Annotated in this window: 12 protein-coding genes; 8 read left to right on the top strand and 4 right to left on the bottom strand. The window is 67.1% G+C overall.

Features of this window, described 5'->3' with window-relative positions; translation table 11 throughout:
- Positions 1–63: 63 nt before the first annotated feature.
- A complete protein-coding gene (locus AzCIB_RS24250) occupies positions 64–474 on the bottom strand; it encodes a hypothetical protein (protein WP_157058501.1) in 411 nt (136 codons plus the stop codon).
- 30 nt (positions 475–504) lie between these two features.
- On the opposite strand from AzCIB_RS24250, the gene def reads away from it, so the two are divergent.
- Complete coding sequence (gene def, locus AzCIB_RS14305) at positions 505–1044, top strand: peptide deformylase (protein ID WP_050416512.1); 540 nt, start codon at positions 505–507, stop codon at positions 1042–1044.
- A 16-nt stretch (positions 1045–1060) separates the two neighbouring features.
- On the opposite strand, the gene AzCIB_RS14300 is transcribed toward def, so the two are convergent.
- A complete protein-coding gene (locus tag AzCIB_RS14300) occupies positions 1061–1708 on the bottom strand; it encodes a TetR/AcrR family transcriptional regulator (protein WP_083447027.1) in 648 nt (215 codons plus the stop codon).
- Positions 1709–1831: 123 nt separating this feature from the next.
- Here AzCIB_RS14300 and AzCIB_RS14295 point away from each other — a divergent pair, with 123 nt between their 5' ends.
- The 3 genes from AzCIB_RS14295 to adeC are packed head-to-tail and all read left to right on the top strand — an operon-like array spanning position 1832 to position 7616.
- Entirely contained in the window at positions 1832–3043 is a 1212-nt protein-coding gene (locus AzCIB_RS14295; RefSeq protein ID WP_050416511.1) for an efflux RND transporter periplasmic adaptor subunit, read from the top strand.
- Positions 3044–3054: 11 nt separating this feature from the next.
- Complete coding sequence (locus AzCIB_RS14290) at positions 3055–6222, top strand: efflux RND transporter permease subunit (protein WP_050416510.1); 3168 nt, start codon at positions 3055–3057, stop codon at positions 6220–6222.
- Complete coding sequence (gene adeC, locus AzCIB_RS14285; RefSeq protein WP_050416509.1) at positions 6222–7616, top strand: AdeC/AdeK/OprM family multidrug efflux complex outer membrane factor; 1395 nt, start codon at positions 6222–6224, stop codon at positions 7614–7616. Before AzCIB_RS14290 ends, adeC begins: the two co-directional genes overlap by 1 nt.
- A 113-nt stretch (positions 7617–7729) precedes the next feature.
- Here adeC and AzCIB_RS14280 read toward each other — a convergent pair whose 3' ends face one another.
- Entirely contained in the window at positions 7730–10054 is a 2325-nt protein-coding gene (locus AzCIB_RS14280; protein ID WP_050416508.1) for an aldehyde ferredoxin oxidoreductase C-terminal domain-containing protein, read from the bottom strand.
- Between the two features lie 398 nt (positions 10055–10452).
- Between AzCIB_RS14280 and AzCIB_RS14275 the strand changes: the two genes are divergently transcribed.
- The 4 genes from AzCIB_RS14275 to AzCIB_RS14260 all read left to right on the top strand — a co-directional run bounded on the left by AzCIB_RS14275 (position 10453) and on the right by AzCIB_RS14260 (position 17077).
- The gene (locus AzCIB_RS14275; protein ID WP_050416507.1) at positions 10453–11943 is read left to right on the top strand and encodes an AMP-binding protein; all 1491 of its coding nucleotides are present in this window, start codon (positions 10453–10455) and stop codon (positions 11941–11943) included.
- Between the two features lie 111 nt (positions 11944–12054).
- Positions 12055–13446, top strand: a complete 1392-nt coding sequence (locus AzCIB_RS14270; protein WP_050416506.1) for an MFS transporter — start codon at positions 12055–12057, stop codon at positions 13444–13446.
- 113 nt (positions 13447–13559) lie between these two features.
- The gene (locus AzCIB_RS14265) at positions 13560–15713 is read left to right on the top strand and encodes a PAS domain S-box protein (RefSeq protein ID WP_050416505.1); all 2154 of its coding nucleotides are present in this window, start codon (positions 13560–13562) and stop codon (positions 15711–15713) included.
- Entirely contained in the window at positions 15710–17077 is a 1368-nt protein-coding gene (locus tag AzCIB_RS14260; RefSeq protein WP_050416504.1) for a sigma-54-dependent transcriptional regulator, read from the top strand. Before AzCIB_RS14265 ends, AzCIB_RS14260 begins: the two co-directional genes overlap by 4 nt.
- A gap of 16 nt (positions 17078–17093) precedes the next feature.
- Here the strand turns inward: AzCIB_RS14260 and AzCIB_RS14255 are convergent, their stop codons facing one another.
- Positions 17094–17522: a MarR family winged helix-turn-helix transcriptional regulator gene (locus AzCIB_RS14255; protein WP_050416503.1), complete on the bottom strand. Its 429-nt coding sequence runs from the start codon at positions 17520–17522 to the stop codon at positions 17094–17096.
- Positions 17523–17561 lie beyond the last annotated feature (39 nt).

The following is a 17561-nucleotide window of genomic DNA, read 5'->3' as shown; positions in this document are numbered from 1 at the left end:
TGACACCATGAACGCGGAGACGGGCCCCACATCCGGTTTCGGCGCTAGTCCCTGCCTCGGCTTTCAGTTTGCGTCCGTGTTTGCCTCGCGCTCGTTGCGGCTGCGCCAGTCGGTGAACCAGCTTGCAAATATCGCTTCGGCGGCGCCTTCTTCGGCCCGTGCCTCGCGGCTGCTCGCGGTCGTGTCGTCGAGGTCGATCACTTCGCACTCGTACTCGAGATATTCGATTTCCATTTGTTGCTCCTCGTCCGTTCGCACCGATTGCTTCGGACATGGGAGCAGGTTATCGCGCCATTCGAGCAATCGCTGCGTCGATAAGGGCGGGGAAAACAGCTCAATTCCGCACGATTCGACAGGAGGTTCGACGGTGGTCCGTTGGCTGCGGTTCCGGGCGGCCTCCTTGACGTCCACTGCGTGCGTCGTACCATTGCGCGCGTCGAGGCCCGGTCGTCGGGCCGCTTTGGCAAAGTCCATCACAATGAATCCGTCCGGAGCGCGCAATCCATGGCAATCAGAACCATCCTCCGCATGGGCGATCCGCGCCTGCTGCAAGCGGCCCAACCGGTGTCTGCGTTCGCTACGTCGGAACTCGACGCCCTGATCGTCGACATGTTCGACACGATGGCCGCTGCAGGAGGCGTGGGACTGGCGGCTCCGCAGATCGGAGTGGGCCTGCAGGTGGTGATCTTCGGCTTCGAGCACAGCGAGCGTTACCCGGATGCTCCTGCGGTGCCCCGCACGATCCTCCTGAATCCGGTGATCACGCCCTTGGGCGATGACGAGGAGGAGGGCTGGGAAGGCTGTCTCTCGGTGCCGGGTTTGCGCGGCGTGGTGCCGCGTTACCGGGGTATCCGCTACCAGGGGCATGCGCCGGACGGTAGCCGGATCGACCGCAGCGTGGAGGGATTTCACGCGCGCGTCGTGCAGCACGAGTGCGATCACCTGGCGGGCGTGCTGTACCCGATGCGCATGCGCGACCTGAGCAGGTTCGGCTTTACCGACGTGCTGTTCCCGGATTCCGCGGACGATCCGGGCGCCGAGTGAGGGGCGACCCGCGCGTTCAAGGGGTCTGGTCGAGCAGGGCGCGCAGGGAGTTCTGAAACAGGGGAATGACGATGCTGCGGTCGATGCCCGGGTTGCGGATGGTCCGGATCTGCAGGCCCTCGAACATCGAGACGAAGACCTCGACCATCGCTGCGAGCGTGGCGTCATCGTCGTCGTGGCCGGCTGCGTGCCGCATGTCGCGCATCGTCAGCATGAGGCTTTCACGGCAGACCTTGTCCGCCGAGCGCACGATTTTGGCGACGTGGGGGTTGCGCGAGGCTTCGGCGACGATTTCCAGCTTCAGGCCTGCGGTGTGGTGGTCCAGGCACTGGTCGATGCCTTCGGCCACGCGGGCGAGCATCGCTTCGCGCACGTTGCATGCGGACCGGATTTCCGCCGTGAGGATCAGGAAACGTTCGAGATCGCCCGCGACGATTGCGGAGATGATCGCTTCCTTGTTCTCGAAGTAGTGATAGATGTGCCCCGGGCTCATGCCGGCCGCCTTCGAGATCTGCGCAATGCTTGCGCCATGGAATCCGTGCTGGCGGAAGCAATCGACTGCAGCGGCAAGAATCTGGGCGCGGCGCACTTCAGCGCGTGACGGTTCGACGGATTCGGGGCACATCTGGCGGTTCTCGCGGTCGTAATCGGTTTGCAGCAACATTGATCTGTGGTCAAGGCTAACATAGAATGAGCGTTCGATCTAGAATGTTCATTCTAGTTCTGGCACAATCAAATTCGTTCAGCGGAGCGCGACCGGCGGTCCGCGATGATTTCGAGGCGAAACATGCATAGAACCCCCAGCCTGCGTTACAACGTCCTGACAATGGTCGTCGTTGGCGCATTTCTATTCACCGCCTGCAGCGGCGACAAGTCGCAACCGGCCGGGCCTGGCGCGGGGCAGGGAGCGCCCGCCGTGACGGTGGTTTCGGTACGCACGGAAGCGGTGCCGTTGACGTCGGAGCTGCCGGGCCGGACCGCTCCGTATCTGATCGCGGAGCTGCGGCCGCAGGTGGGCGGCATCGTCAAGCAGCGCCTGTTCACGGAAGGTAGCGAGGTGAAGGCCGGGCAGGTCCTGTACCAGATCGACCCGGCGACTTATCAGGCCGCGTACGACAGCGCCAGGGCGAACCTCGCGCGCGCCGAGGCGAACGTGCATGCGGCGCGGCTGAAGGCGGAGCGCTACGCGCAGCTGGTCGGCATCGAGGCGGTCAGCAAGCAGGCCAACGACGATGCGGCGGCCGCGCTCAAGCAGGTGCAGGCCGAGGTGGCGAGCGCGAAGGCGGCGGTCGACAAGGCGAAGATCGATCTCGATTTCACCCGCGTGAATTCGCCGATCAGCGGACGCATCGGTCGTTCGACCGTGACGCCGGGCGCGCTGGTGACGGCCAATCAGGCTGCGGCCCTGGCGACGGTGCAGAAGCTCGATCCAATCTATGTGGATGTCACGCAGTCGAGTGCGGAACTGCTGAAATTGCGACGCGATCTTGCCGACGGACGGCTGAAGCGCGTCGGCGGCGACGCGGTTCCGGTCAGCCTGGTGCTGGAGGATGGCTCGGTGTACGGCAGCGAGGGCAAGCTGGAGTTCTCGGAAATCACGGTCGATCAGGGCACCGGCAGCGTGACGCTGCGTGCGGTGTTCCCGAACCCGAAGGGCGACCTCCTGCCGGGCATGTATGTGCGTGCGCGCCTCGCCCAAGGGGTGAACAGCGACGCGATCCTCGTTCCACATGCTGCCTTGAGCCGCGATGCGCGCGGCAACGCGACGGTGATGGTGGTCAACGGGGAGAGCAAGGTCGAGTCGCGCATCGTCACGACGGGCCAGTCGCAGGGCGACGCCTGGGTGGTGACGCAGGGCCTGGCGGCGGGCGAGCGCGTGATCATCGAGGGCTTGCAGAAGGTGCGCCCGGGCGCGGCAGTGCAGGCCCAGGAAGCCGGTGCGGCGGGTTCGCCCGAGGCTGCGCCTGCGGCGGCGCCCGCCCCCGCGGCGGCCAAGTGAGGTAACGGACGATGGCACGTTTCTTCATCGATCGGCCCATCTTCGCGTGGGTCATCGCGATCGTGATCATGCTTTTCGGCGCGCTGTCGATCATGCGCCTGCCGGTGGCGCAGTATCCGTCGATCGCACCGCCGACCGTGGTGATCAACGCGACCTATCCCGGCGCTTCGGCAAAAACGGTGCAGGATTCCGTCACCCAGGTCATCGAGCAGAAGATGACGGGCCTCGACGGGCTGCTGTACATGAGTTCGTCGTCGGACTCCTTTGGCCGCGCGACGATCACGCTGACCTTCGACGCGGGCACGAACCCCGACATTGCGCAGGTGCAGGTGCAGAACAAGCTTCAGCTGGCGCTGCCGCTGATGCCGCAGGCGGTGCAGCAGCAGGGGGTGCAGGTCGCCAAGTCGACGCGCAACTTCCTGATGGTGCTGGGCTTCGTCTCGAAGGACGAGAACCTGGATCGTGCCGACCTCGCGGACTTTCTCGTGTCGAGTGTGCAGGATCCGTTGTCGCGTGTGACCGGCGTCGGCGAGGTGCAGGTGTTCGGCGCGCAATACGCGATGCGCGTGTGGCTGGATCCGGCGAAGCTCAACAATTTCCACCTGACCCCGGGCGACGTGCAGGCGGCGATCCGCACGCAGAACGCGCAGGTGTCGGCGGGCCAGCTCGGTGGCGTACCGGCGGTGTCGGGGCAGGGCTTTACGGCGACGATCACGGCACAGAACCGTCTCGAATCGGTCGCGCAGTTCGAGAAGATCCTGCTGCGCAGTTCCGCGCAAGGCGGCGAGGTGCGCCTCAAGGATGTCGCGCGCATCGAGATCGGTGCGGAGAACTACGGCATTGTGGGCCGCTTCAACGGTGAGCCGGCCGCGGGTATCGGCGTGAAGCTGGCGGCGGGCGCGAACGCGCTGGAAACCGCGGCCGCGGTGCGGGCGAAGATGGAGCAGATGAAGCCCTACTTCCCGGCCGGCATCGAGGTGGTGGTCCCGTACGACACGACGCCGTTCGTGAAGATCTCGATCCAGGGAGTGGTGCAGACGCTGATCGAGGCGATCGTGCTGGTGTTCCTGGTGATGTACCTGTTCCTGCAGAACTTCCGCGCGACGATCATCCCGACGATTGCGGTGCCGGTGGTGCTGCTCGGTACCTTCGGCGTGATGGCGGTGGCGGGGTTCTCGATCAACACGCTGACGATGTTCGGCCTGGTGCTGGCGATCGGCCTGCTCGTGGACGATGCGATCGTGGTCGTCGAGAACGTCGAGCGGGTGATGACCGAGGAGGGGCTTTCGCCGAAGGAGGCGACGAAGAAGTCGATGGGGCAGATCACCGGCGCGCTGGTGGGCATCGGCCTCGTGCTGTCCGCGGTGTTCATCCCGATGGCGTTCTTCGGCGGTTCGACGGGCGTGATCTATCGCCAGTTCTCGATCACGATCGCGGCGGCGATGGGCCTGTCGGTGCTGGTGGCGATCGTGTTCACGCCGGCGCTGTGCGCGACGATGCTCAAGCCGGTGGAAAAAGGCCACGAGCACGGCGAGGGAGGTGTCTTCGGGCGTTTCTTCCACTGGTTCAACGTGATGTTCGCGCGCAATACGCAGCGCTACGAGTCAGCGGTTGCCCGCATCCTGCATCGCAGTTTCCGCTACCTCGCGATCTACGTCGCGATCATCGTCGTGCTGGGTCTGCTGTTCGCCCGCATGCCGACTTCCTTCCTGCCGGAGGAAGATCAGGGCGTGATGTTCACGCAGGTCACGCTGCCCGCAGGCGCGACGCAGGAGCGCACGGTCGAGGTGCTGAAGAAGGTCGAACAGCACTTCCTCGAGACCGAGAAGGATAACGTGCGCTCGATCTTCACTGCGGCCGGTTTCAGCTTCGGCGGCAGCGGCCAGAACATGGGCCTGGGCTTTGTCGGCATGCGCGACTGGGGCGAGCGGCGCGCGCCGGGGCGTGACGTGAAGTCGGTGGCGGGGCGGGCGATGGGCGCGTTCTCGCAGATCCGCGAGGCGATGGTGTTCGCCTTCGTTCCTCCCGCGGTGCTGGAGCTGGGCACGTCGAACGGCTTCAACCTGATGCTGCAGGACCGCGCGGGCCTCGGCCACGAGGTGCTGGTGGGGGCGCGCAACCAGTTCCTGGGCCTGGCGGCGCAGGACAAGCGGTTGGTCGCCGTGCGCCCGAACGGCCAGGACGATGTCGCGGAGTATCAGCTCGACATCGACCATGCGAAGGCGGGCGCACTGGGTGTCTCGATTGCGGACGTCAACGACACGCTGAACACGGCGTGGGGCGGCGTCTATGTAAACGACTTCATCGATCGTGGCCGCATCAAGCGGGTGTATCTGCAGGCCGACGCACCGGCGCGGATGACGCCGGAGGATCTCGGCAAGTGGTACGTGCGCAACAAGCAGGGCGAGATGGTGCCGCTCGCGGCCTTCACGACGGCGCGCTGGGTGTATGGATCGCCGCGTCTCGAGCGTTACAACGGCCAGCCGTCGATCGAGCTCCTCGGCCAGGCGGCGCCTGGGCTGTCCTCGGGTGACGCGATGGCTGCGGTCGAGGAGATCATGGCCAAGCTGCCGGCGGGGATCGGCTACGAATGGACCGGCACCTCGTACGAGGAGCGCCGTTCCGGGGCGCAGGCGCCGGCCCTCTATGCGCTGTCGCTGCTGGTGGTGTTCCTGTGCCTTGCGGCATTGTACGAGAGCTGGTCGGTGCCCTTCGCGGTGATGCTGGTGGTGCCGCTCGGGGTGCTGGGTGCGATCCTGGCGGCGACCGGACGCGGCTTGTCGAACGACGTGTATTTCCAGGTCGGCCTGCTGGCCACGATCGGCCTGTCGGCGAAGAACGCGATCCTGATCGTGGAGTTTGCGAAGGCGCAGATGGAGAAGGAGGGCAAGGACCTGATCACCGCGACGCTGGAGGCCGTGCGCATGCGGCTGCGGCCTATCCTGATGACCTCTCTGGCGTTCGGCCTCGGCGTGCTGCCGCTGGCGATTGCCAAGGGGGCGGGCGCGGGCAGCCAGAACGCGATCGGCACCGGCGTGCTCGGCGGCACGATTGCGGCGACCGTGCTGGGCATCTTCTTCATTCCGCTGTTCTACGTCGTGATCAAGCGCATCTTCAAGAGCAATCCGCAGAACGAGGTGTCCGCGGTCGATGCGCCGGCAGTGCAGGAGGCAAAGTGATGACTCGATTGCGTACCCTGGTCGTCGCGATGGCCGCCACGCTGGCGGGGGCCTGCTCGCTGATTCCCGCCTATGAACGTCCGGCCGCGCCGGTGCCGGCCGCGTTCCCGGATGCGCCCGCGAGCGCCGCGAGCGCAAGCGAGGCGCCGGCATGGCGCGCCTATTTCGCCGACGCGCGCCTGCGCGAACTCGTCGAGCTGGCGCTCGCGAACAATCGCGACCTGCGCATCGCCGCACTCAACATCGAGCGTGCGCGGGCGCAGTACGGCATCCAGCGCGCGGACCTGTTCCCGTCGATCGCGGCGAGCGGCGGGCAGACTGCACAGCGCCTGCCCGCCGACCTGAGCCGCACCGGCGAAGCGGGCACGACGCGGCAATACAGCGCGACGGTGGGCTTCTCGGCTTATGAGCTGGATTTCTTCGGCCGCATCCGCAGCCTGAACGAGCAGGCGCTGGAGCAGTACCTCGGCAGCGAAGAGGCGCGGCGCAGCGCGCAGATCAGCCTCGTCGCGGAAGTCGCCGATGCGTGGCTGCGGCTCGCGGCGGATCGCGAGCGGCAGACGCTGGCGAACAACACGCTGGCGACGCGGCAGAAGTCCTATGAGCTGACGAAGCGCAGTTTCGATGTGGGGGCGACCTCGGCGGTGGATCTGCGCCAGGCGCAGACGCTGCTCGAAGGGGCACGCGCCGATGCGGCACGCTACACGTCGCTCGTCGCGCAGGACCGGAATGCGCTGGCGTTGGTGGTCGGCGCGGAGGTTCCGGTCGGGTTGCTGCCGCAAGGCTTGACTGACTCGATCACGTCGGTGGCGGAGCTGCCGGCGGGCGTGCCGTCGGAGGTGCTGACGCGCCGTCCGGATATCCTGCAGACGGAGCGTCAGCTGGGTGCGGCGAATGCCAGCATTGGTGCGGCGCGCGCGGCCTTCTTCCCGCGCATCACGCTGACCGCTGCGGCGGGCACCGCGAGCAGCACGCTGGACGGATTGTTCGAGGCGGGATCGGGGACGTGGAGCTTCGTGCCGCAGATTTCGCTGCCGATCTTCGAGGCCGGGCGGCTCACGGCGAATCTGGAGGCGACGAAGGTGCAGCGGGAGATCGTGGTGGCGCAGTACGAGAAGGCGATCCAGTCGGCGTTCCGCGAAGTGGCCGATGCGCTGGCCGACCGCGCGACGCTGGCCGAGCAGCTCGACGCGCGGCGCAAGTTGGTGGAGGCGACCGAGGCGAGCTTCAAGCTTTCGGAGGCGCGCTACAAGGCGGGCATCGACAGCTACTTCGGCCTGCTCGATGCGCAACGCAGCCTGTACGTCGCCGAGCTGGACCTGATCGCCGTGCGCCAGTCCGACGCCGCCAACCGCATCGCGCTGTACAAGGCGCTGGGCGGGGGCTGGCAGTAGAAAGGTCGCGCTGAAGTACCCCGTGAATGCAAACGGCGGACGAGGTGATCGTCCGCCGTTTGCATTTCGTGCTGCGCGGATGGGGAGGGGGCTCCCCGTCCGTTCTGCCTTCGTCAGCCCCCGGCGATGATCGGCACGAAGGCCACGCGGTCGCCGTGGTGCAGGGCGGTCTCGCGCTCGCCCGCCAGGACCATGTGGCCGTTGACCGCGACGTTCCACGAGTGGTCGTTGAGCGCCTCGCGGGCTTCGGGCAGGCGGCGGGCCAGGGCGTCGCGCAGCGCGACGACGTTGGCGACGGGTTCGTCGATGACGATCGCCTTTTCCGGCGCACCGGGCAGCGGGTGCGGCAGTTCGACGCGCACGGCGAAGCCGGTGGTGGCGCCGGCGAGCTGTTCGTGCCAGTCGGCCTTGGGCACGCCTTCGGCGTTGAGGCCGGTGACTTCGTAGAAGCGCGCCTTCATCGCTTCGAACTCCTTGCGGTCGACCTTCTCGCCCTTGAAGGGGCCGACCTCGATCTGTTCCTCGAACCAGCGTTTCGGCAGGGTGTCATCCTTGCCGCGCAGGCCGAGGCGGAAGTTGATCATGCGCTCCAGGCCGGTGATGTTGCGGCCGATCTCGTTCAGCTGCTCGCCGGTGAATTCGTGCGCGGTCGCGGTCGAAAGCTGGGTGGCGAAGTCGCCGCAGTCCGGCGTCGTCGGCGAGTTGAACAGCTTGGTGTTGAAGCGACACATGCCCACTGAGTCGCCGACGGCGAAGGTGTTCTCGCAGCGGCGTACGGCGAATTCCTTGCCTTCGTAGCGGTTTGGTTCGGCCGCGACGGTGCCGCCGTAGAGCTCGGTCTTGAACGCGGCGTCGTCGTTGATGCGGGCGTTGATCTCGAGCGTGACGCGGTTGCGCAGGTGGTCCATGCCGCGCGTGGCGACCGACAGGCCCAGCGCGAAGGCCTTGAGGATGCGGGCGTCGTGCGGGTCGGACTGGAACAGGCCCTTCACCGCCATGCGGTAGTCCAAGGCTTCGGGCGGATACTTGCCGCGCTCGACGGCGCGTGCGGAGTCGGCGATGGTATCGCCGAAGCCTTCGCGTTTCGCCGTCATGAACAGCAGCTTCTCGACCGTCTCGTAGTTGCCCCACGACAGGTCCAGCCCGCCAGTGTGGCTCGCGTTGATGATGCCGCGCTGCCACAGCTCCATCGCCCACGAGATCGCGCTGCCGGTCGAAGCCGAGTCGAGGCCGAGGTCGTTGAGGATGTTGTTGAGGCGCAGGATGTGCTCCGGCTCCTTCAGGCCGATCATCGGACCGAACTTGCCGACGGTGACGTATTCGGGGCCGTCGCCCTTGTCGTACTGGTCGAACTTGCCGTCGTTGTGGATGCCGTTGTAGGTGCGCTGCTTGCCGTGTTCGACGTCGGCCTGGGCCTTGTCATAGCTGGCGTTGCCCTTCAGGCCCTTGAGCGCGGCCGAGCCCCAGCCACCCTTGCCTTCGGGGGTCATGTCGTTGAGGTTGCGGCAATGCACCGGGCACTTGAAGCACCCGTCCATGCCGGGGCGGTAGGGGTCGAAGTTGTCGGCGTCCAGCGTCGGATACCAGTCCGTCTTCTGGTTGTTCAGCGTGCCGAGTGCGCCGAGCACGCGCGAGGGCTTGTACAGGAAGGGCGTGCCGACCTGCTTGAGCGCGTTCTTGATCACCGAGGTCGAGGTGATCTTCTTGCCGATCACCTTGTTGTGCGCCTTGAGTTCGGCCACCTTCGGCGCATCGTCGGGCTTGCCGTGCACCATGATGGCCTTCAGGTGCAGCGAACCCATCTTCGCGCCGCCGCCGCCGCGCGCCCAGATCGCCTTGATGCCGCCCATGATGCCGCTGCACAGCGCGAGGTTCTCCCCGGCGGTGGTGATGCGGGCGAGCGCCATGTCCTTGCGTTCGGTGCATTCGAAGTCGCGCTCGATCGCACCGGGCAGGTCGAGGTTGTCGAGACCGACGTAGGGCGTCGCGTCGATGAACTGCACTTCTTCATGCGCGATGCGCAGCAGCGTCCATTGCGGCGCCAGGCCGTACAGCACGATGTGGTCGTAGCCGTGGCGCTTGACGAAGGAGGGGAAGTAGTCGCCGCCGTTGGTGTCGAGGATCGCGTCGCTCTCGGGCGAGCGGCTGGTGAAGTTGCCGCGGGTGGCGGCCGGCATGTCGCCGGTGAGGGTGCCGGCGCCGAAGATCAGGGGGACTTCGGGGTCGAGCGCTTCGCGTCCGTCCTGCAGCAGGTTGTAGAGCAGGTACATATTAGCGCCGCGTCCGCCGAGGTAGGTGCGCAGCACGTCGAGCGGCAGGTACTTGCGCTGCGTTTCGCGCTTCTCGAGGTCGACGAACAGCACGGCACCCTGCGTATCGTATTGCGGCGTGTCGTGCATGCGTGCGCACAGTTGTTCGACCTTGTCCCTGATCCCCATTGCCGTCTCCTGTTGTCCTGATGGTTGGATGTAGTGTTGCAATAAAACAGTTTGAAGTCAAACAAAAAAGCGGGTGGGGTTATGCAAGGGCGCGGGATGCGCGCGATGATCGGGGCGGGATTTGCGGCTGCGTCAGTGGATTTGCCGCCACTGTCAGGAACGGCGGGGGATGCGGCGCCGGTGGTGGCGGAAAATCGTCGCCTGCGGAGTTTTCGTGAACCGCGAAATAATTTGACTTCCATCAAATGCGATGCAGAAAGGCGTTGCCGCGTATTGTTCCGGTCATCGCCCGGGCCTATTGTGCGGAACGATTCGGTCGCCCTTCGGCGCACCCCGATTCACCGGACGGCTACACGGGTTTCTCTCGGGGAAATCCGCCTCAATGTGGAGAAGTGCGAATGAATGCTGCTGAGATCCTGCTGTCGGCTGGCGCGGATGCCGCGACAGCCATCGAATGCGACGAGCGGCGCGTGAGCTATGCGGAACTGCGGGAGCGCGTGCGTCGCGCGGCGGGCGCGTGGCAGGCGCTGGGACTGGCACCGGGCGAGCGCGTGGTCGTGTTCGCGCCCGACAGCGACGACTGGGCCGAGGCTTATCTCGGCGCGATCTGGGCCGGCGGCGTGGTCATCGGCGTCAATCCGCGGCTGTCGATGGCCGAGCTGACGCCGATCCTGAAGGAATGCGAGGCGCGCTTCGTATGGTGCGAGCCGGAGCAGGCAGCGGACCTGCAAGGGCTGGTCGCGACGCTTCCCGGGGCTCCCGCGGTGGTCGGCGGCGGCGTTGCGGACCGTGACTGGGCGCAGGCGCTCGCACGTGCGGAAGGGATCGAACCCCTGCAACTCGATGCCGAGGCGCCGGCCCTGTGGATCGGCACCTCCGGCACCACGGGCACGCCCAAGGGCGTGATCCATGTTCAGCGCGTCGTCGTCAATGCGCATTCCTTCGCCTGTAATCTCGCCGGTCTGACGTCCGCGGACCGGCTGTATGCAACGTCCAAGCTGTTCTTCGCCTATGCGCTCGGCAACAGCCTGTTCGCCGGGCTGCGCGCGGGGGCGACGGTGATCCTGGACCGCGAATGGCCGACGGCCGAGCGCGTCGAGGAGATGGTCGCGAAGCATCGTCCGACGCTGCTCTTCAGCGTGCCGACGCTGTACAACAAGATGCTGCAGACCGGCGTCGCGGCGCGGCTGGCCGATCGCGGCATCCGCCATTTCGTGTCGGCCGGCGAGGCGCTGCCGCTCGCGATACGCCAAGGCTGGCGCGAGCAGACCGGCTGCGGGCTCATCAGCGGCTATGGCACCTCCGAGACGCTGTGCCTGATGCTCTACAGCGACGACGACTCGGGCGTGATGCGCCCGACGCCGCTGACCGAGGTGCGCTTCAATCCGGACGTCGATGCGGAGCTGCCGCAGCGGATCTGGGTGCGTCACACCACGGTCGCGGTCGGTTACTGGAAGCGGCCCGACGCGCAGGTCGATTTCGACAACGGCTGGTTCTCGCCCGGCGACATGTTCCTGCGCCACGCTGACGGTTCCCTGGAATACGCGGGCCGCAACGACGACATGCTGAAGATTGCCGGTCAGTGGGTCAGCACGCTGTGGGTCGAGCAGGCGCTGGCGGCGCATTGCGGCGAGGCCCTGCATCAGATCGCGGCGGTCGGCGTCGATTCGGCCGACGGCCTGACGGCGCTGGCGGTGCTCGTCGTCGCGGCGCCTGGCAGCTGGACCGTGGCACGCCAGCGGCTGGAGGAAGGCATCGCCGCATTGCCGGGCCACCGGCGCCCGCGCTGGGTCCATTGGCTCGATGCGCTGCCGCTGACGCCGACCGGCAAGCTGCAGCGCGGCCGGCTGCGTTCGCTGCACGAGCGCCACGCGGCGGCCGCTGCCTGACGAACAGACTCGGGCGGCCCCCGAGCGGGGCACGCCCTCTTGCAGCAAAGAGGTTGTCGCGGGAAGGCCACCCCGCAGCCGCTAAACCATCCGGCCACCGAGGAGACAAACGTGTCCAGTAAAGACGCCGTCGATGTTCAGTCCTTCATAGACCACCAGGCCTTTTCCGGCTTCCAGTGGCTCATCTTCGTCCTGTGTTTCCTGATCGTGCTGCTGGATGGGTTCGACACCGCGGCGATCGGCTACATTGCGCCCTCGCTCATCCAGGAATGGGGCGTCACCAAGCCGGACCTCGCGCCGGTGCTGAGCGCGGCGCTGTTCGGGCTTGCGGGCGGGGCGCTGGTGTCGGGCCCGCTGGCGGACCGTGTGGGGCGCAGGCTGGTGCTGAACGTGGCGGTGCTGGTGTTCGCGGTCGCGAGCCTGGTGTCGGCGTTCGCCGCCGATCTGCAGAGCCTCACGGTCCTGCGTTTTCTTACCGGGCTCGGCCTGGGGGCGGCGATGCCCAACGCGGTGACGCTGATCAGCGAATATTCCCCGACGAAACGTCGCGCGTTGATCACCACGGCGATGTTCTCCGGTTTCCCGCTCGGCGCGGCACTGGGCGGTTTCCTGGCGGCGTGGATGATCCCGCAATTCGGCTGGCGCAGCGTGCTGGTGCTCGGCGGGATCGCTCCCATCGTGCTGGTTGCGGTGATGCTGATCTGGTTGCCGGAGTCGGTTCGCTACATGGTGGCAAAGGGCGTGTCGACGGATCGGATCCGTGCCGTGCTTGGCCGCATCTCTGCCGCTGCAGCCGGTGCCCGCTCGTTCTGCCTCACCGAGACGGTCGCCGTCGCCGACGGCAAGAGCGGGCTGGGCGTGGTGCTGTCGCGCTCCCGCGTGGTCGGGTCGGTGATGCTGTGGCTCGCCTATTTCATGGGGCTGGTGATCTTCTATGCGCTGATCAACTGGATGCCCATCCTGTTCAAGGAGGCCGGTCTCGATCCCAAGACGGCCACGCTGATCTCCGCGCTGTTCCCACTCGGCGGTTGCGCGGCGGTGTTCGTCGGCTGGCTGATGGACCGCTTCAACGGCAACCGCATCGTCGCCATCGCGTACGCACTCACCGCGGTCTCCGTGTATTCGATCGGGCAGGTGGTCGGCAACGTCGGCGCGCTGGTGGTCGTGGTGTTCCTCGCCGGGACGATGATGAACGCCGCGCAAGTGTCGATGCCGGCGCTCGCGGCCACGTTCTACCCGACGCAGGGGCGCGCCACAGGGGTGGCGTGGATGCTCGGCATCGGCCGATTCGGCGGGATTGCCGGGTCCTTCCTGGTGGCGGAACTCGCACGCCGGAAACTCGGCATCAGCGAGGTGTTCATGGTGGTCGCCATCCCCGGCCTGCTGGCCATGACGGCGCTGATCCTCAAGCAGTTCTTCCATCCGGAAACGGCTCCCGAGCAAGGCGAGGCACAAGCCGAAGGAGCGCCTTATCTCAAGCAGCAAGTGCAGGGCGCGCACTGAGCGCGCGGTGCGGTATCCCGAATGATTCCGGCCCGGCTCCGGCGCGATGCGGCGGGTGCCGGACCGGATAATCGGGATATGATCCCGACCTGAGTCGTGAGGACCGGGACAAGATGCGCGCCGATCAGCTGGATTTCTACTCCCTGGTGGAGTTTTCGCCCGACAGCGGGGCGATACAGTTCAGCGGCCGGCGCGCGATCCTGCTGCACACCGACGCGATGGGCGCGCTGCGCAAGGAGCTGGTCGAGACGCTCGGCGCCGACATCGCGAAGGTGATCCTGACGCGCTACGGTTTCAGTTGCGGCTTCGAGGACGCCGGCCTGCTGCCCGGCTTCATGCACCCCGACACGCTGGAGGAGTTCGTCCGCGGCGGGCCGCGGGTGCATATGTTCTCGGGCATCGCCGAAGTCGAGACCCAGGCGGTCGAGGTCGACCACAAGCGCGGGCATTACCGCATGAGCGGCCACTGGCGCCGCTCCTACGAGGCCGAGCAGCACCTGCGCCTGTTCGGGCGCTCCGACGAGGCGGTGTGCTGGACGCTCGCCGGCTATGCGTCGGGCTTCGCGTCCTACGTGTTCCAGACCGACATGATCTGCGTCGAGCACGAATGCGAGGGGCGCGGCGACGAGCACTGTTCGTGGACGCTGATGAACGCCGCGGACTGCGCGCCGGAATTCGAAGGCCTGCGCAAGTACTTCCAGCCCCTCAACATCAAGGACCGCATCAACGTCCTCGAAGGCAAGGTGTACGAGCGCACGCGCGAGCTCGAAGCGTCGGAACAGCGCTACCGCAACCTGATCGAGGACCTACCCGAGATGGTGTTCGCGCTGCACGTCTCGGGCCGCATGCTGCAGCTCAACAAGGCCGGGCGCACGCGGCTGGGCATCACCCCGGAACAGCTGCCGAACATGCGCCTGCGCGACCTCGTGCTGCCCGAATACCACGTCGCGGCGTCCAACTTCCTCAAGAGCATCGCCAACGCGCGGGCGGCCACGCGGCTCGACGTCGTGATGCGCGATGCCGCGGGGCGGCCGGTGCCGATGCGCCTGCAGGTCGAACCGGTGTTCAAGGACGACAAGATTGTCGGCTACAGCGGGCTCGCCATCGACATCACCGCGCAGCAGGAGCGCGAGCGCAAGCTCACCGAGTACGCCGCGCGCCTGGAAAACCGCGAGCAGCAGATCCAGGACATCATCAACGACGCCGTATATGTCCTCGATCTCGACGGGCGCTTCAGCTTCGTCAACGCACGCATGGCCGAACTGCTGGGCGTGCCCGCGGATCGCGCCATCGGGCGCAGCTGCGGCGAGCTGATGCTGCATTCGTCGGCGCTGCGCGTCGAGCGCGACTTCCGCCGGCGCCTGGCGGGGGAGGGCGGACCGCCGTTCGAGATCATGGTCGCGCCGGGCGGTGCGCCGAACCGCCTGCTGGAGGTCAGCTCCGCTGTGCTGTCCACCGACGGGCGCCCCGAAGGCGTGATCGGCGTCGCACGCGACATCACGGCACGGCGCGAGATGGAGCGCCAGCTCGCGCAGGCCAACCGGCTCAGCGCGCTCGGGCAGTTCGCGTCGGGCATCGCGCACGAGATCAACAACCCGCTCGGCCTCGTCTCCGGCTTTGCCGAGGAACTGCAGGCGCTGATGGAGTCGATCCCCGGGGCGCAGTCGAATCCCGACTTCGACGTGCTGCGCCAGGGGCTCACCACCATCCAGGAACAGGCGCAGCGTTGCAAGGCGATCACCGACAACCTGCTGCTGTTCTCGCGCAAGCAGGCAGTCCCGCTGGAAGTCGTCGACGTCGCGATGCTCGTGCGCGAGCGCCTCGATTCGTACCGCGAGCTCGGCCTGACCCGCGGGCTCGACGTCGAACTGCGCACGGAAGGGCCGCTGCCGGCGGTCGCGACGAACCCCACGCTGCTCGACCAGGTGTTGCGCAACCTCGTGAAGAACGCCCGCGACGCGATGGACGGCCGGGGCCGGGTCGTCGTCGTGCTGCACCCGGCGGGCGGCGCGGTGGAGCTCGACGTGCTCGACGAGGGCCCCGGCCTCGCGTCGGGCGTCATCGACCACGTCTTCGATCCCTTCTTCACCACCAAGGCGCCCGGGCGCGGCACCGGGCTGGGCCTGTCGATCTGCTACGGGATCATGTCCGAACTGGGCGGGCGCATCGAATGCGGCAACCGCCCCGAGGGCGGCGCGTGGTTCCGCATCCATCTGCCCGCCGACGAGGCGGGCTCCGACGGCGGCGCCGAGGCAAGCATGCAATGAAAGGCCATGTACTCATCGTCGATGACGAATCCCTGTACCGGCAGCTCCTCACGAGCCGCCTCGGGCGTGCCGGCTACCGCCTGAGCGAGGCTGCGGACGGCGAAGCGGCGCTCGAGTGCGCGCAGCACGGGGGCGTCGATCTCGCGCTGGTCGACATCAAGATGCCCGGCATCGACGGCATCGAGGTGCTCAAGCGCCTGAAACAGCTCGACCCCCAGGTCGAGGTCGTGATCCTCACCGGCCACGGCAACGTCGACAGCGCGATCGCGGCGATGAAGCTGGGCGCCTTCGACTACCTCTCCAAGCCGTACAAGCTCACCGAACTCGACATCGTCGTCGAGCGCGCGCTGGAGAAGCGCATGCTCGCACGGCGCTGCGCAGCGCTCAGTGCCGAGGTCGCGCACCTGCGCGGCGCCGACGACACGGCCGTGATCGGCGAGAGCGAAGTGTGGCGGCGTACGCTGGAGCTCGTGCGCCGCGCGGCGCCGCTCGACCTGCCGGTGCTCATCACCGGCGAGAGCGGCGCGGGCAAGGAGATCGTCGCCGGGCTGCTGCACCGCTGGAGCCAGCGGGCGCAGGAATCCTACGTGCCGCTCAACTGCGGCCTGCTCGACGACGATCTGGTCGAAAGCGAACTGTTCGGCCACAAGCGCGGCGCCTTCTCGGGCGCAAGCGCCGACAAGGAAGGCCTGTTCGAACTCGCGAGCGGCGGCACGCTCTTCCTCGACGAAATCGGCGAACTGCCCGCGGCCTGTCAGGCAAAGCTGCTGCGCGTGCTCGATTCGGGCGAATTCCGTCAGCTCGGCGCCACCGCTCTGCGCCGCACCAACGCGCGCGTCATCGCCGCAACGCACCGCGACCTCGACGCGCTGGTGGCCGACGGCAAGTTCCGCCACGACCTGCTGTACCGCCTCAACGTCGTGCACATTCCGGTGCCGGCGCTGCGCGAGCGGCCCGAGGACATTCCGCTGCTGGCCGACTACCTGATCCGCCGAAGCGCGCGCGGTGCCGCACAGCTGCCGGACATTACGCCGGCCGCACTCGCACGGCTGACCGCCTACACGTGGCCCGGCAACGTGCGCGAGCTGCGCAACGCCGTCGAGCGGCTCGTCGCATTCGGCGACGGGCAATCGATCGACGAGGACAGCGTGTGTGCGATTCTGCGCCTGCCGGTCGCGACGCCGCCCGCCGCCAAAGGGCCGAGCACGTTCTCCGGCATCGTCGCCCTGGAAGACTTCGAGCGCGACTACGTCACCTGGGTGCTGGCGCAACTCGACGGCAACGTCAGCGCTGCAGCGCAGGCGCTCGGCGTGTCGCGCTCCACCGTCTATCGCTACCTGCGCTCGACGGCCGCGGCGGAATAAGCCGTCCCGGGAAAACTCAGCTGCCGGACAGGTTCCGGCACACCTTCTGCAGCGCGCCGATCAGCTGCGCCTGCTCGGCCTCGTCCAGCCCCACGAGCGCCTTTTCCCGCACCGCCGTGCCGGCCTCCGCGATGATGTCGAGTTGCGGCCGGGCCGCGTCGGTCAGATACAGGCGGTGCGCTCGCCGGTCCGCCGGGTCAGTGCGCCGCTCGACCAGCCCTTCCGATGTCAGCTGGTCGATCATGCGCACCAGCGTCATCGGCTGGATCTCCAGCAACTCCGCCAGATCCACCTGCCGGATCCCTTCGTTGCGCTCCAGATGAATCAACATCCTCGCCCGTGCGAGCGTGAGAGGGCTGCCCTGCAGGCCAGCCGTGAAGGAATGCCGCATCAGGCGTGCGGCGTCTGCAAGCAGGAGGCTGAAACCAAGTTCGATGCGCGTCACGGAATGATCGTCGTGATAATAAGTTGCGCTGATTATAAC

Source organism: Azoarcus sp. CIB, from assembly GCF_001190925.1.
Classification (GTDB): Bacteria; Pseudomonadota; Gammaproteobacteria; order Burkholderiales; family Rhodocyclaceae; genus Aromatoleum.
This window is presented reverse-complemented; position numbering and strand designations above follow the sequence as displayed.

Excerpts from the sequence above, each read along its gene's own strand:
- AzCIB_RS14265 (WP_050416505.1), top strand. The coding sequence starts at position 13,560 with ATGCGCGCCGATCAGCTGGATTTCTACTCCCTGGTGGAGTTTTCGCCC.
- AzCIB_RS14295 (WP_050416511.1), top strand. The coding sequence starts at position 1,832 with ATGCATAGAACCCCCAGCCTGCGTTACAACGTCCTGACAATGGTCGTC.
- AzCIB_RS24250 (WP_157058501.1), bottom strand. The coding sequence starts at position 474 with ATGGACTTTGCCAAAGCGGCCCGACGACCGGGCCTCGACGCGCGCAAT.
- def (WP_050416512.1), top strand. The coding sequence starts at position 505 with ATGGCAATCAGAACCATCCTCCGCATGGGCGATCCGCGCCTGCTGCAA.
- AzCIB_RS14260 (WP_050416504.1), top strand. The coding sequence starts at position 15,710 with ATGAAAGGCCATGTACTCATCGTCGATGACGAATCCCTGTACCGGCAG.
- AzCIB_RS14280 (WP_050416508.1), bottom strand. The coding sequence starts at position 10,054 with ATGGGGATCAGGGACAAGGTCGAACAACTGTGCGCACGCATGCACGAC.
- AzCIB_RS14300 (WP_083447027.1), bottom strand. The coding sequence starts at position 1,708 with ATGTTGCTGCAAACCGATTACGACCGCGAGAACCGCCAGATGTGCCCC.
- adeC (WP_050416509.1), top strand. The coding sequence starts at position 6,222 with ATGACTCGATTGCGTACCCTGGTCGTCGCGATGGCCGCCACGCTGGCG.
- AzCIB_RS14275 (WP_050416507.1), top strand. The coding sequence starts at position 10,453 with ATGAATGCTGCTGAGATCCTGCTGTCGGCTGGCGCGGATGCCGCGACA.
- AzCIB_RS14290 (WP_050416510.1), top strand. The coding sequence starts at position 3,055 with ATGGCACGTTTCTTCATCGATCGGCCCATCTTCGCGTGGGTCATCGCG.